14 protein-coding genes are annotated in these 12942 nt (G+C 55.2%); 2 read left to right on the plus strand and 12 right to left on the minus strand.

Features of this window, described 5'->3' with window-relative positions:
* Positions 1-47: 47 nt before the first annotated feature.
* Positions 48-638, plus strand: coding sequence for an adenylyl-sulfate kinase (gene cysC, locus BN4575_RS06955; protein ID WP_068977660.1), 591 nt, complete (start codon positions 48-50; stop codon positions 636-638).
* 491 nt (positions 639-1129) lie between these two features.
* Here cysC and BN4575_RS06960 read toward each other — a convergent pair whose 3' ends face one another.
* From BN4575_RS06960 to BN4575_RS07010, 11 genes are all read right to left on the minus strand, one after another.
* Positions 1130-2146, minus strand: a complete 1017-nt coding sequence (locus tag BN4575_RS06960) for a hypothetical protein (protein ID WP_068977661.1) — start codon at positions 2144-2146, stop codon at positions 1130-1132.
* A gap of 87 nt (positions 2147-2233) precedes the next feature.
* Positions 2234-3217 carry a hypothetical protein gene (locus BN4575_RS21675; RefSeq protein WP_141689739.1) on the minus strand — a complete coding sequence of 328 codons (984 nt, stop codon included), beginning with the start codon at positions 3215-3217 and terminating at the stop codon, positions 2234-2236.
* 623 nt (positions 3218-3840) lie between these two features.
* Positions 3841-5478 (minus strand): methyl-accepting chemotaxis protein, encoded by a 1638-nt coding sequence (locus BN4575_RS06970; protein WP_068977663.1) that lies wholly within the window; start codon positions 5476-5478, stop codon positions 3841-3843.
* A 268-nt stretch (positions 5479-5746) separates the two neighbouring features.
* Positions 5747-6607, minus strand: coding sequence for a TIGR03899 family protein (locus BN4575_RS06975; protein ID WP_068977664.1), 861 nt, complete (start codon positions 6605-6607; stop codon positions 5747-5749).
* Between the two features lie 104 nt (positions 6608-6711).
* Positions 6712-7188 carry a DUF3299 domain-containing protein gene (locus BN4575_RS06980; RefSeq protein WP_068977665.1) on the minus strand — a complete coding sequence of 159 codons (477 nt, stop codon included), beginning with the start codon at positions 7186-7188 and terminating at the stop codon, positions 6712-6714.
* Between the two features lie 31 nt (positions 7189-7219).
* The gene (locus BN4575_RS06985; RefSeq protein ID WP_068977666.1) at positions 7220-8467 is read right to left on the minus strand and encodes an ABC transporter permease; all 1248 of its coding nucleotides are present in this window, start codon (positions 8465-8467) and stop codon (positions 7220-7222) included.
* The gene (locus BN4575_RS06990; RefSeq protein ID WP_005335686.1) at positions 8461-9150 is read right to left on the minus strand and encodes an ABC transporter ATP-binding protein; all 690 of its coding nucleotides are present in this window, start codon (positions 9148-9150) and stop codon (positions 8461-8463) included. The genes BN4575_RS06985 and BN4575_RS06990 overlap by 7 nt, the downstream gene beginning before the upstream one ends.
* Before the next feature lie 4 nt (positions 9151-9154).
* Complete coding sequence (locus tag BN4575_RS06995; RefSeq protein WP_068977667.1) at positions 9155-9745, minus strand: DUF2796 domain-containing protein; 591 nt, start codon at positions 9743-9745, stop codon at positions 9155-9157.
* Positions 9746-9776: 31 nt separating this feature from the next.
* Complete coding sequence (locus tag BN4575_RS07000) at positions 9777-10076, minus strand: hypothetical protein (RefSeq protein WP_068977668.1); 300 nt, start codon at positions 10074-10076, stop codon at positions 9777-9779.
* A 44-nt stretch (positions 10077-10120) separates the two neighbouring features.
* Positions 10121-10663, minus strand: a complete 543-nt coding sequence (locus BN4575_RS07005) for a YtfJ family protein (protein ID WP_005335681.1) — start codon at positions 10661-10663, stop codon at positions 10121-10123.
* 220 nt (positions 10664-10883) lie between these two features.
* Positions 10884-11774 carry a hypothetical protein gene (locus tag BN4575_RS07010; protein ID WP_068977669.1) on the minus strand — a complete coding sequence of 297 codons (891 nt, stop codon included), beginning with the start codon at positions 11772-11774 and terminating at the stop codon, positions 10884-10886.
* Between the two features lie 139 nt (positions 11775-11913).
* On the opposite strand from BN4575_RS07010, the gene BN4575_RS07015 reads away from it, so the two are divergent.
* Positions 11914-12261 carry a hypothetical protein gene (locus BN4575_RS07015; RefSeq protein ID WP_068977670.1) on the plus strand — a complete coding sequence of 116 codons (348 nt, stop codon included), beginning with the start codon at positions 11914-11916 and terminating at the stop codon, positions 12259-12261.
* A 28-nt stretch (positions 12262-12289) separates the two neighbouring features.
* Here the strand turns inward: BN4575_RS07015 and ppa are convergent, their stop codons facing one another.
* Positions 12290-12820 carry an inorganic diphosphatase gene (gene ppa / locus BN4575_RS07020; RefSeq protein ID WP_042023537.1) on the minus strand — a complete coding sequence of 177 codons (531 nt, stop codon included), beginning with the start codon at positions 12818-12820 and terminating at the stop codon, positions 12290-12292.
* Positions 12821-12942 lie beyond the last annotated feature (122 nt).

Genomic DNA, 12942 nt, shown 5'->3' on the forward strand with positions numbered 1-12942 from the left:
TTGGTTCCTTCCCAATGTTGATGGGCCTGAGTGATCGAGGAATTAGGATGGGCAATATCGTGTGGCACGACCATGCCGTGAACAAGGCAAGCCGGGCCGAATTGAAAGGGCAAAAGCCGCTGGTGATCTGGTTTACCGGGCTGTCGGGAGCGGGCAAATCCACCCTGGCAGGCGCTCTGGAACAGGCGTTGGCGGCACAAGGCAAACACACCTATCTGCTGGATGGCGACAATGTGCGCCACGGCCTGTGTGGCGATCTCGGTTTCGATGATGCCGCCCGTCAGGAGAATATCCGCCGGGTTGGCGAAGTGGCAAAACTGATGGTGGATGCGGGTCTTATCGTGCTCACCGCCTTTATCTCGCCATTTCGTGCCGAGCGGGAGCTGGTACGCAATCTGTTGGGTGAAGGGGAGTTTGTCGAGGTGTTTGTCGATGCACCGCTCGCCGTCTGTGAAGAGCGCGACCCCAAGGGGCTCTATAAAAAGGCGCGGGCGGGGGAAATTCGTAACTTTACCGGTATCGACTCCGCCTACGAGGCCCCAGAGCAGCCGGAAATCCATCTGCTAAACGCTGGCAAACCAGTCGCCGCGCTGGTGGATGAGTTGCTGATCGCCCTGCGACAGGGGAACTACCTGTAGTTGTTGAGTTGCGCCGTCTGATAAAGGCTGCCGGATTGTTATCCCGGCAACCGGGTAATCACCAGGGCCGCAACCAGCAAGCCGAGAGCAGCAAAAAGCAGCAAATAGAGTGCAGGCGCGGGTCGCAAGGGCAAAGAGCCCTCTTTGCCCCGCCTCGCCTGCCAGTCATTGGATCGGAAGAACCTATAACAAGCGCCCGGCGGCCGTTAAGTTGGCCACCACAGGCGCTTATGGGCTGGCGGCAGCCACTATAAGCAAAAGTTGGGTCATCAGCGGAAAACCCATAAATCCAGCTTATAGTGGCACCGGCGAGCCTTGAGCTGTTCCAAGGTGGCCAAGATCAACCCCGCAAGGGGATCTTCCGATCCTTGCTTATATCGCGGCGGGGTTATTCGCGATTGTCCGAATACGCTTCGCTATTCGAACCTACGGGCTAGAAGATAATTCAAACCAAAACTGCCAAGTATTGTGAATCTTTCTTGCATGTTTTGTTAGGATTTCAGTATGTTCACTAGTTGAAGGTAAGAACGTTCTTCTAATTTCTTGATGCTAATGTAGTTCTCGAATGAGTTCAAAAAGGAATCTAGCCATTGATGCATCTCTATATCATTTGAATTCAGAATTAGTCTTTTCTTTACAGTAACCTCTAGCTTCACACTAACTAACCACGGTGCATCATAATCACCACAAATTAAAGCAGGTGCAATTACAGTGTTAGTTGCATTGCAATCAACGACAAAGTGTATGTCAAATATATCACTAGATATCCTGAGAGAATTATCTGACATCCTCTGTAATTTGGTTCCTAGTGGTAACTCGAGATTTAACCTGTCGAAGACTTCACCACTGTCACCAACAGCAAAGCATAATTCGAAATCCGAGTCGCCATCATGGCCTAAAAATGCCTCTCGTTCTCGATGATTTCGGGTAATTAGTTCAAGTACTCTATTCTTTAGCACGTTTTGATGCATTGCACTTCTTGGGATAGTGCATATTTTATTTCTATCAATATCTTCATGTACGAAGTATGAATTTAGATGTAATCCTAACTTTCTCAAAAATAAAAATTCAGTACATGATGCAACTAGGTTATAGTAATCTAATACATCGGGATCATATGATGAATTGGGCGCATCATAGTCTTCATACCCATTTAATAGAGCTTTGGCATAGGCCTTGTTTTCAGTGCATAAGGCCGTCAAATACGTAGCGATATCTTGATTAAACGCATACCCCAGAACCTCCTTTCCTTTCAGTGTTCCTGGTTCAAAGAAGTACGCACCCCTTAACCTAACTACTTGCTTTATTTTAGGGTTTAATAGTTTACTAATAAGAAAAATGGATACTGTTATTAAAGCGCCACCAATGTAAAATAGTACCTTTGTAGTCCCAATTAACTCCGTCAGGTAATTCGCACATAAGGCGACGCCAAGAGCCAAAATAACAGCAGAAACCACCATTATCAGTAAGTTATTTGATTGTATTCTTGAATTTGAAATTGGATTCATAACCACCTAGCTAAAATTAAAATCCTGACGCCTTGCTCACCTGAGAATTGGGAACGTAGCGAGTAATTTTCAGCGTGTAGCAACTTGTTAGGCATTGCTAGCTGTCTTTATATGACTTAAGTCGAAAGTTATTACGCTTACATTACTATGCTCTGGAATGCTAGAGTTGCATCGTGAGTTGTTTGAAAAACACTCAAGTTCTTCTTTGCTTTTATATTTTGATGGTTGTTCAAAGCGCTCACCTTTAAACCAAAATATACCATAAATTCCATATTTAGACTGAATTGAATTCATATAAAGCGGCAGCTGTATTTCTATACCATGCTTTAATTTTGATGAATGAGCCCTTTTAAATTCGACAGCGAGCTTAACAAAACCGATATCATCTACCTGAGCCATTAAGCAAAAATCGAGAATACCTTCACCATTTTGATATTCAGGAATAACCTCAATTGAATTGATCATCATTTGATCATATAACAAACCATGAATTGTAGATTGAATTTGAGTTTCATTTTTTGGTGTTATAGATGTAACTTTGCCATGGCTTCCATTAGTAAAGTTCCAGAAGCTATTCTGGGATTTGGTTTCAGAGACTTTATTCTGAATGCTATAGAAGCAATCAAGGACTTTCTGTCTGAACTGTTCTTCAGTGGCGAATGATGAATTTGGAAGTAAGTTTTCTTTTTTTGCCTGCCGAAGTATTGACACAGGAATTGAAGTTGGTGGTGTATTTGTTTTTTTTATATCACCATTGGCACCAGCAGCTAGCCATTCAGGTGACCACGCAAACGCTACAGTGTGATAAATACCTTCACGCTTTCCATCTTTACCTGAAAATGTAACTGAATAGTCATTTCTTTTGAGCTCGAATACCCCATTGTGATATTGAAGCTCAAAGCTAAATCCACCATCCTTCAACCTAAAATAGTAGCCACCTCGAACCACTGAGTTGAGCTCTAGTTGCAACACTAAAAAACCGCAAGGGCCTAAAAGTTGCATTATGCTTAAAGCCCCTCGTAATGACTCCGTTACTTCAAATTTCATTGAACGTCCTTTTGTGCCTTCCATCTAACAACGCTCCTCCCTGATAGGTGTATTGGAAATAATATTTAAAATAAATCAATCACATGACTATTTTCAAAGCTGAGTGTGTTGGCTTGAATTCCTATTTTTACGCAATCATTACAACTGTTCGAAAATAAAGCAAAGGCATTGGCCATAGTGACATTTACCGTACAACGTATCTGCAAATTTGTTTTCTCGATCGGCCCGCTCCATGTTTATCCCGCTCTGGTTGGCCTGACCGTCCTCGTCTATTGGGCTTGGCTACGCACCTCGCCAATCTACAAAAACCACGCTACCGCCCCTGAATTCCAGCCTCCAGTCTGCTGCTCGTTACCTGCGATATGGCACTGGCCTGGCTCATGGCTGACTCCAACGAGAGGTTGTCAGGCGGCAATGTTACCAAACGGGGCTGGGGTGAAAAGCGCAAGCAGGCGGTTTTCTGAGCAAGATCAATAAATTAATAAATAACGGGCGGCGATATGGCCGTGTAACAGCGGTGGCCATCAGCGCAGAGGGAAATCGGACGGGGAAACGGCAGTGTCACCAGCTTATTGGCGGACACTAAAAAACCTTATGGGCCTGCGGGCCCATATGGTTTTTCTGCGGTGATTGTTTGTATGTGGTGGTTATCTGGTTTGGCGTACTGGCACGGCGCGTGTGGCCGCTGCTTCGTAGCGGCTTTGGGTGGCCGGGGCTGTTTTCTGGAACTGGCGCACCAGCCGGTCGAGGTCGCTCAACTGGGTCACCAGCTGGGTGATGCCGTGCACGGCGTGCTGGCTGCCGACGCTGGAGTCATCGGCCAGGGTCTTGATGCTGAGCACGTTGCGGTTGATCTCGGCGGTGACGTGGGATTGCTCCTGCACCGCCTGGGCAATCTGGCCGCTGCCGGAGGCAACCTGCTGCAACATGTTGTTGATCTGCTGTAGTACCGCGCCGGTGGCCGATGCCTTCTGCTGGCAGCTATCGGCGAGCTGGCACCCTTTTTCCATCGCTTGTTCTGCCTGGCCCGAGCTGTTTTGCAGTTCGGTGATCATCTTCTGGATCTCGCTGGTAGAGGATTGGGTCTTGATGGCCAGCGAGCGAATTTCGTCGGCGACCACCGAGAAACCGCGGCCTGCTTCGCCAGCCCGCGCCGCTTCGATGGCCGCGTTGAGTGCCAGCAGGTTGGTCTGGTTGGCGATGTTGTTGATCACATCGAGGATGCCGTCGATATCGCGGCAGTGGCCGACCAGGGCGCTGATCACGGTTTTGGAGGTGGTCAGCTCGCTGTTCATACCGGCTACGGCGGCCACGGTTTCGGCCACGCTGCTGTTGCCGCTCTTGAAGAGCACGGCAGTTTCATCCAGCAGGCTGGAGGAGTCGCTGGTGCTCTGCGAGACCTCGCGAATGGACTCCGACATTTCGGTAACGGCGGTTGCCACCTGATTGGTCTCGGCTTGCTGCTGTTGCAGGTTGTCGGTGATGGACTCGGCGTTGCGCAGATCCCCCTCGGCGGCCTGCAGGATCTTGCTGCAAGTCTGCTGGGTGCGGGCCAGCACGGCGTTGAATTCGGCCTGATTGAGCAGCATCGAGAGCTCGATGGCGGCGATGTTGTCCACCTTGTTGGTGTAGAGCAGTTGCATCAGCGGGTTGTCAAAGCGGCTGCGGGCCATCTTGTTGAGCTTGCCGAGGCGGCGGGAGAGGGCATTGAGAGTGATGGCAGCCACTGCCAGCGGGAGGGCGGCCAGCGCCAGTTGCCAGTTCATCTCGAGGTTGTAACCCAGCACAAACATGGCGAGCAGGCTTAGCAGCAGGCAAAGGTTGATGGTCAGGGTGTGGGAGAGGGTGGGCAGCTTGAGCGCCAGCGGCAGCTTGTCATTGCGCAGGTCGGCATAGACCTTCTCGGCCCGCTGTTTGATCTCCTCGCTCGGGGCGGTGCGCACCGATTGATACTCCACCACCCGGCCGCTGGCATCCTTGATGGGGGTGACAAAGGCGCTGACCCAGTAGTGGTCGCCATTCTTGCAGCGATTTTTCACCGGCCCCATCCAGCTCTTGCCTTCCTTGATGTGGTTCCACAGATCGGCAAAGGCCTGTTTCGGCATGTCCGGGTGGCGCACCATATTGTGGTGTTGGCCGACCAGCTCGTCGAGCTGGAAGCCTGCAATGTCGCAGAACTCGTCGTTGGCGTAAGTGATGCGACTCTCCAGATCCGTGGTGGATATCAGGCTCTGGTGGTCTGGATAGAGGCGTTCCCTTTGGGTAACCGGTTGATTGATTCTCATGGCCTTGCTCCCGAGCTGTGGTGGTTAAGTTTTGAGCTGTATCAAGAGCTGTATCAAGAGCTGGGGCAAAGGGCGGGCCATCAACCACATCAAGTGATTTTTGTGTCAATAAAGGGGCGCAGCCAGTGAGAGTGGCGGTGCTGCTGTTGCAATGTGCAAAAAATGGGCAGCGAGAGATGAGGAAATCTGCATTTTGCACCTCACTTTGCTGAGTGAGGTGCTGTGAGCGGGATCTGGGGGGGTGAAGAGGGAGAGCACCCCCTTCCGGTCAGGGGGTGGCGTCAGGGGTATGCGGTGCGGTCTCACTGATCAGCTGCATCACTTCGATCTGGATCCCCTGCACCAGCACGGTTTTCAGATCCTGCAGATAGTCCTCCAGCGGCGACTCTTGCAGCAGCTGGGCGAGCTCGTTGCCCACCGGGGTGAGCCGGTAGTAGAGCAGGGTGATGTTGTGCTGCTTGCACTGCAGCCGCCAGCGCTGGTTGCCAAACTCCAGCTCGACCCCATCAGCGGGCAGCGGGCCGGATTCCAGTTCCCCGCGGTGCAGCAGACCCAGCTCGAACAGCTGCAGCAGGGCGTTGTAGGGCAGCCGGTATTTGCCAAGGCCGAGGCGGGTTGCCTTGGCACGGCTTAGCAGGCTGGCCCCCTTGTGCAGCCCCAGCAGCAGTCGCTGCTCGTCACTGCCGGTATAGCGGCAGGTCAGCGAACAGATGCGCTGAAACAGCTGGGCCTCGCGCTGGGTCATCTCTTTGAGGGTGGAGAGCGCCCGGATGGAGAAACGGCCCGGGGTGGCTATCTCCAGCGCGAAGATCCGCCCCCACAGCTGCTGCATCGGCACCATGCTGATATCTTCTGCCAGATGCAGGAAGCGGGTCAGCCAGTCGCTGTCCATCTCCCCCCCGGCAGCCGTCTCTTCACAGTGGCGAGCGGCCATCACCATGATGGCTTCCAGATTGCGCTGGCGGGCGGCCTGATCCGCCAGATGGCGAAAGGTGGCGCGCTGTTCGAAGGTGCTGTCGCTGTTGCGGGTGAGCATGCCGTCGATGCCGCGACTGCGGGCCAGACGCAGGGTCTGCTCCTGACTGCTCAGGATCGAACTCTCTTTCTTGGGGGGCGGGAGGTCTGCCATGCTGACTCCATTAGCACAGGTTCAGGAGATGAATGTTACTCCAACCCTGAGGCCAAGATAACAAAGCGGCCTCCGTAGAGGCCGCTTTTTTTTCAACGGGAGTATTACTCCTCGTAGACGCTCACCTCGACCGCTTCCATCGAGTAGGAGGCGGTGGCCATCTCGTGGCTGGAGCTGACCGTGCGCATCTTGCCCTTCACCCAGATGGCATCCCACAGGTCATCCACCGGCGCACCCTTGGGGTAGCTCACATAGATCACCTGATTGGTGGGGGGCGGCGGCACATGGATGCAGGCACCGAAGTAGGGCACCAGCAGGAAGGCGGTGATCTTCTTGGCATCCCCTTCCAGCGGTACCACGAAGCCCGGAATGCGGACATCCTGGCTGTCCAGCTTCTTGTTTACTCCGCCCACTGGCTGGGGCACGGAGGTGAGATCCCCATCGTGACTCACCTGAGGGGGTGGCAGCAGTTTTTCCCCTTCCGGGATCAGCACATCCCAGTCGATGGTCTTGTAATCGGCGGCCAGGGCGGGCAGCACCAGCAGGCTGGCGAGCAGCGCCACAATTTTCCACTTCATCATCTGTCCTTCTGTTTCTATTTTGGGCGTCTCGCTAGACGCGAATACTCATACCATCGCTCAGGCTGTAGCGGTAAGCGCGGGCAGCAGGGAGCAGGCCGATCACCATGCCTGCCAGCCACACTACCCCCAGCAACTGCCACTCGTAGGTGCTCGGCAGCCCCAGACTCAGTTGCAGGCCATAGTGGCTGAGCAGCCAGGGCGAGGCAAGCCCCTGCCCCAGATAGAGCACACCGACCCCGAGGGCGATGCCAACCGTGGTCAGCGCCATCGCCTCCAGCGCCAGCAGCAGGAACAGGTGGGCAGGGCCCGCACCGAGGGATCGCAAGATGGCGAGCTCCCGGCGCCGCTCGTTAAGCCCCGCCAGCAGGGTAGTCAGCATGCCGATAAGGCCCGCCACCACCACGAAACCGGCGATGACCGAGAGAGCCGTTTCCGCTACGCTCATCAGGCTCCACAGCTCCTGCAGGGCGGCCCCCGGCAGGATCGCCATCAGCGGCTCTTTGGGATAGGTGTTGACGCTGCGCTGCAGCTGGAACGCCAGGATCCGGTTGCTGAGCCCCACCATAAAGGCGGTGATGGTTTTCGGGGTGAGATCCTGCGCCAGCGCCTGTTCGGCGGTGACGTTCTTGCTATGGCGGCCGGTATCCCAACCCAGATGGATCGCCTCGATCCCCGCCAGCGGCACATGGATGGTGCGATCGATGGGCGTGCCGGTCGGCGCCAGAATACCCACCACCTTGAATGGCAGGTTGTCGTGCTGGCTGAACGAGGTGTTGCCAGCGCCGTGGGCGATGACGATGGATTGGTCGAGGTGATAGCCGAGCTTCTCGGCCACCTGGGCGCCGAGCACCGCTTCAAACGGCGTGTCGAATGGCCGCCCTTCCCGCAATTGCAGCGACTGTTGCCGACCGTACTTCAGGTGGGTGAAGTAGTCGCCATTGGTGCCGAGCACCCGAAATCCCTTGTGGGAGTCACCAAGGGAAAGCGGGATGGTCCAGGCGACGCCGGGTTTCTGTTTGATGGCCTGATAGGAGTCCCACCCCACGTTGTTGGTGGGGTTGCCGATGCGAAACACCGAGTAGAGCAGCAGATTCACCTGACCGGAGCGGGCGCCAACGATGAGATCGGTTCCCGAGACGGTGTTGGAGAAGTTTTCGCGGGCCTGGGTGCGCACCCGCTCCACCCCGAGCAGCAGGGTGACGCTGATGGCGACGGCCAGCAGGGTGAGCCCGGCGGTGAGGCGGCGGGCCCAGAGACTTTGCAGGGCTAGCTTTAGCATGATGCCCTCCGGTTGAGCTGTTGCAGGTTTTCGACCCGCGGGAACAGGGGTTCGAGATAAGGGTCGTGACTGACGAAGATCAGGGTCGAGCCCTGCTTGTCGCACTCCTCGAACAACAGCTTGATAAAGGCCGCCCGGTTGTCGGTGTCGAGGGCCGAGGTGGGCTCGTCGGCGATCACCAGTGGCGGCGAGCCGATCAGCGCCCGTGCGGCAGCCACCCGCTGCTGCTGGCCAATGCTGAGGGCATGGACGGGGCGATGCAGTGCGTCATCCGGCAGTTGCAGCTCCGCCAGCAGACGGCGCGCCTCCTGCTCCGGACTCCCTTGCAGGCGAGCCCGTTTGGCGGGCGAAAAGGTGAGGGCAGCGGTCACGTTGTCCTGCACCGAGAGAAAAGGCAGCAGATTGAACTGCTGGAAGATATAACCCAGATTGGCCGCCCGGAAGTGGTCACGGGCACGGCCAGAGAGCCGGGCCAATGGTTGGCCCAGCACCTCCAGGGTGCCGTGGTTGGCGGTCTGGATCCCGGCCAGCAACCCGAGCAGGGTCGACTTGCCAGAGCCCGACGGGCCCTTGATAAAGACCCGCTCACCCTCGCGGATGGTGAGGGCGGGCAGATCGAGTACAGCGTCGCCACCTGGCCAGGCAAAGGCCAGATCGCGGATCTCAACCACGGCTTTTTTCATGGCGTTACCAGCTCAGCTTGTTGGCGGACGGGGTCAGCTCGCCAGCGGTCTGGCCAGTAGGCAGGATGCCCTGCACGCTCAGCTTCTCAAGGCTCGGATAGACGCTGAACAGGGTCGCCTCAAGGCCGGTCAGTTTGGCCGGCGTGGCGCAGGTGTAGGTGTACATGGCGCCCATATCGGCGTGACCCGCTTCGTCATGATCATGGTGGTTTTCATGTTTGTCGCTGGCAGCCTTGTCATGGTCATGGTCATGGTCATGGTCGTGATCATGCTCTTCTTTGGCGGCTTGCAGCTCCTGCTGGGTCAGTTTGCAGCCAGCGGCCGGGTCGAAGCGAAACAGGGCGTCAGGCTGCTGGAGGCGGGCGACCGCCTTGGCATACTGCGCCTTCTCTTCATCGCTCTTGGCGGCGTGCTCGAAGCCCACCAGATCGGCTGCGGGTGCCTGCAGCTCGATCATCAATTGGTCGCCATCGACCACCAGATTGAGGTGGCCGTGGCCATGCTCGTGGGCGCCGTGGCTGTGGCTCTCGTGTTCGTCGTGATTTGCGTGTGCGCCAAAGGCCGCTGCGGCCAGCAACAGAGTAACTGCTTTCATCTTTAATCCTTTTTCAAAACAAATAGCGAAATTAAACAAATGGATAGAGAAAAGCAGAGGCTGGCGGCGCACGGATGGCATAGCTGTGAAGCGTGGCGGTATCCACCGAGTGTTGCATGGTTGCAACAGCGGGCAGAACAGAGGTCGAACCGGGGAAACAATAGGGGGTAGCGGTGATGACCTGCTTGCCATCCAGATGGAGGGCACAGACCAGACAGTGATGGTCGTCGTGGCCGGGCAGGGCAGATTCAAACTGGTGCCGGGCAAGGGCAGGCTGCAGCCATAACCAGCCCAGCAGCAAGATCCAGATTTTCAGCTTGATACGACCCATAGACCCTTATGGAAAGGGCGCCATCAGCGCCCTTTCTCTCTGACTTAGAGATGGGACTTGATGAGCCCCATCACGGTAGCAATGTTGTTGGCATCGAGCTGGCCATCTTTGGCAAACAGCACCTTGCCCTCTTTATCCAGCAGGATGATCGCCGAGCTTTCCGGCGTCAGATCCCAAGCGTTGCGCGCCATGCCCTTGGCATCCAGCACCATGGCGGACCAGGGGAACTCTTTCTTGCTGTCCTCGGCACTGCTCTTCACGAAGCCGGATGTGCCCCAGATGGCGTCATTGCTGTTGATGACGGTAACGGTCTGGTACTTGTCTTGCGGCAACTTGGCGGCCTTGATCGCCTCGATCATCGGGGCGTTCAGCTCCTTGGCACTGGAGCGACCGGCAATATGCTGGATCAGGAACACCTTGCCGGTGAGCGAGGTGCTCTGCCACGGCTGGTAGCCGATCTCCTTGCCATTCAGTACCAGCTCACCCTTGTCGCTGACATTGACCAGCGGCACCGGGTTGCCATCCTTGAAGTTGTGAGCAAAGACCAGAGATGGCAGCAGCGCCAAAGTAAGTACGAGATGTTTCATCCTGATGACACTCCATTTGTTATGTTATAACGAGTTTCGGATTGAGGGAATGGGCGAGCTTCATCCTAAACTGATCGGATCTGTTTAAAAAGTGTTAAATAAGATCGCAATTCAGAAGCATCGGCGCCCCGCCAGTCAGGTGGTTGGCTGGCAAGGGCGGCTAGGATGGCATGACATCGATAAAAATCAATGAATTGGCTGCTGGTCTGAGCTGTCTGCGTCAGTAGAGCGACTCGCTGATGAGGGGGATCTTGGCCATGGTCATCTGCTGGGCAAGCAGGGACGAGCCGGTCAGCAGCACATGGCGCTGATTGTTGATCACCACCACATCACCGGGTACGCCACTGTCTGCCGTAATGGCCAGCCAGGCAGGGGAGACGCTGCCGATGCTGATATCCGGATAGATGATGCTGAGCACATATTGCGGGGCCAATTCCGCCAGCAGGCTGGCCATCAACAGCGCCTTTTCGTCGCTGTCGGCTTTGTTGTCCTGCAGGGCTTGCAGTGGCGATGCGAATTGACTCAGCTGTTCTGGTTGGGTCGGTATGGCGTTCAACCACTCCTGCAGCAGGCTGACGCTGGTGCTGAGATCTTTAGCGGCAAACTGCTGGGCCAGCGGTTTGAGATGGCCCTTGAAGTGGTAGAAGAGCTGGGAATAATCGGGTCGTACGCAAGGCAGCTTGCGATTGCTGGGGTGGACGCAGGGCACCACCTTCATCTGGTAAAAAGCATCTTCCTGATACTGCTGATAGGCTTGCCAAAACAGTATTGATTCCGTGCTGTCGTCTCGCAGAGTGAATGCCTGCTCCAGATTGCGAAACTTGGTGGCGGTCTCTGGGCTGCTCTGGTTGATCAGGTTAATGCTGTTGTAGAGCCGCGGGCTGATATAGGCGTAGAGGGTCTCCAGCGGATTGGTGAGGGAGGCGTCCAGCAGGCTCATTTCGTGACGACTGGCCGCAATCACCTGATCGTCAGTGGTCAGCTGGAAATGCTTGCGCTGACCATCGGTGGATTGCCACTGCCAGCTCATGTTGATCTCGTTGGCATTAGCAGTGGTGCCAAGCGCAGTGCCGAGAGTGAGGCTGAGCAACAGGGTCGGGATCGGCTTCATGGTGATGCTTCCTGCCGTGGACGATAATTAACAACTAGGTGAGCTGGCAGCACTTTGGTGAAGTTTCGTTTTGTGATCTGGATAACAGATTGATGTCACTTTTAATTTAATTGTGAAATTAAGTCACCGAGGAGGGAACATGAAGCCTTGGATCATAGTGGTGTCGGGGTTACTGAGCCTGCCAGCCATGGCGGGTCAGGTGATCGTCAACCAGGGGCTGTCTATTGGGGATACCTTTGCGTTGCGCGATCAGCTGGCGCGCGAACACCAATGGCAGGAGTGGCTGCGCTATCAGCAGGCCATCAAGTGGCTGGAGGTGTTGCCGGTCAATTGCGAGCTGATGAGCCAGCCGGGTGGCGGTTATCGCTGCGGTGGCGACTACTATCGCCCCTACCAGAAAGATGGCCGTGAAATATATATTCAGGGCAATCCTGCCGAAGATGCGGCCGGTCAGCTGCCGCAAATACCCACAAAAAAGGCGCCATAAGGCGCCTTTTGTTCATCCCGATCAGCGCTTACTTGGCAGCGTAACGTTCGGCAGAGGTGATGATCTCGGCTTCGGCAGCGGCCTTGTCGCCCCAACCTTCAACCTTGACCCATTTACCTGCTTCCAGCTCTTTGTAGCGCTCGAAGAAGTGCTGGATCTGGGCTTTCAGCAGTTCCGGCAGATCGTTCACATCCTTGATGTGGTCGTACTGCTTGGTCAGTTTGGAGTGCGGCACGGCAACGATCTTGGCATCTTCGCCAGACTCGTCGGTCATCTTCAGTACACCGACCGGGCGGCAGCGGATGACAGAGCCAGCCAGCAGCGGATAAGGGGTCGGAACCAGTACGTCGACAGGGTCACCATCCAGAGAGAGGGTCGCGTTCACGTAGCCGTAGTTGCACGGATAGAACATCGGGGTGGACATGAAGCGATCGACGAAAATTGCGCCGCTGTCTTTGTCGACTTCGTATTTGATCGGGTCGGCATTCTGCGGGATTTCGATGATGACATAGATATCGTCGGGCAGGCTCTTGCCAGCCGGTACCAGGTTCAGGCTCATGATAATTCCTTCGTTGTTAGTATCAGGTTTGCAGGCCGATATTATAGCGATGTGATGTTAAATGACCATATTTCAGCGGCTATCGCTAACAAAGAAGGGGGATGTTTCCTGTTTGCGGCGCT

It is taken from the genome of Aeromonas sp. EERV15 (assembly GCF_900079845.1).
GTDB classification, from domain to species: domain Bacteria; phylum Pseudomonadota; class Gammaproteobacteria; order Enterobacterales; family Aeromonadaceae; genus Aeromonas; species Aeromonas sobria.

Excerpts from the sequence above, each read along its gene's own strand:
- cysC (WP_068977660.1), top strand. The coding sequence starts at position 48 with ATGGGCAATATCGTGTGGCACGACCATGCCGTGAACAAGGCAAGCCGG.
- BN4575_RS06960 (WP_068977661.1), bottom strand. The coding sequence starts at position 2,146 with ATGAATCCAATTTCAAATTCAAGAATACAATCAAATAACTTACTGATA.
- BN4575_RS21675 (WP_141689739.1), bottom strand. The coding sequence starts at position 3,217 with ATGGAAGGCACAAAAGGACGTTCAATGAAATTTGAAGTAACGGAGTCA.
- BN4575_RS06970 (WP_068977663.1), bottom strand. The coding sequence starts at position 5,478 with ATGAGAATCAATCAACCGGTTACCCAAAGGGAACGCCTCTATCCAGAC.
- BN4575_RS06975 (WP_068977664.1), bottom strand. The coding sequence starts at position 6,607 with ATGGCAGACCTCCCGCCCCCCAAGAAAGAGAGTTCGATCCTGAGCAGT.
- BN4575_RS06980 (WP_068977665.1), bottom strand. The coding sequence starts at position 7,188 with ATGATGAAGTGGAAAATTGTGGCGCTGCTCGCCAGCCTGCTGGTGCTG.
- BN4575_RS06985 (WP_068977666.1), bottom strand. The coding sequence starts at position 8,467 with ATGCTAAAGCTAGCCCTGCAAAGTCTCTGGGCCCGCCGCCTCACCGCC.
- BN4575_RS06990 (WP_005335686.1), bottom strand. The coding sequence starts at position 9,150 with ATGAAAAAAGCCGTGGTTGAGATCCGCGATCTGGCCTTTGCCTGGCCA.
- BN4575_RS06995 (WP_068977667.1), bottom strand. The coding sequence starts at position 9,745 with ATGAAAGCAGTTACTCTGTTGCTGGCCGCAGCGGCCTTTGGCGCACAC.
- BN4575_RS07000 (WP_068977668.1), bottom strand. The coding sequence starts at position 10,076 with ATGGGTCGTATCAAGCTGAAAATCTGGATCTTGCTGCTGGGCTGGTTA.
- BN4575_RS07005 (WP_005335681.1), bottom strand. The coding sequence starts at position 10,663 with ATGAAACATCTCGTACTTACTTTGGCGCTGCTGCCATCTCTGGTCTTT.
- BN4575_RS07010 (WP_068977669.1), bottom strand. The coding sequence starts at position 11,774 with ATGAAGCCGATCCCGACCCTGTTGCTCAGCCTCACTCTCGGCACTGCG.
- BN4575_RS07015 (WP_068977670.1), top strand. The coding sequence starts at position 11,914 with ATGAAGCCTTGGATCATAGTGGTGTCGGGGTTACTGAGCCTGCCAGCC.
- ppa (WP_042023537.1), bottom strand. The coding sequence starts at position 12,820 with ATGAGCCTGAACCTGGTACCGGCTGGCAAGAGCCTGCCCGACGATATC.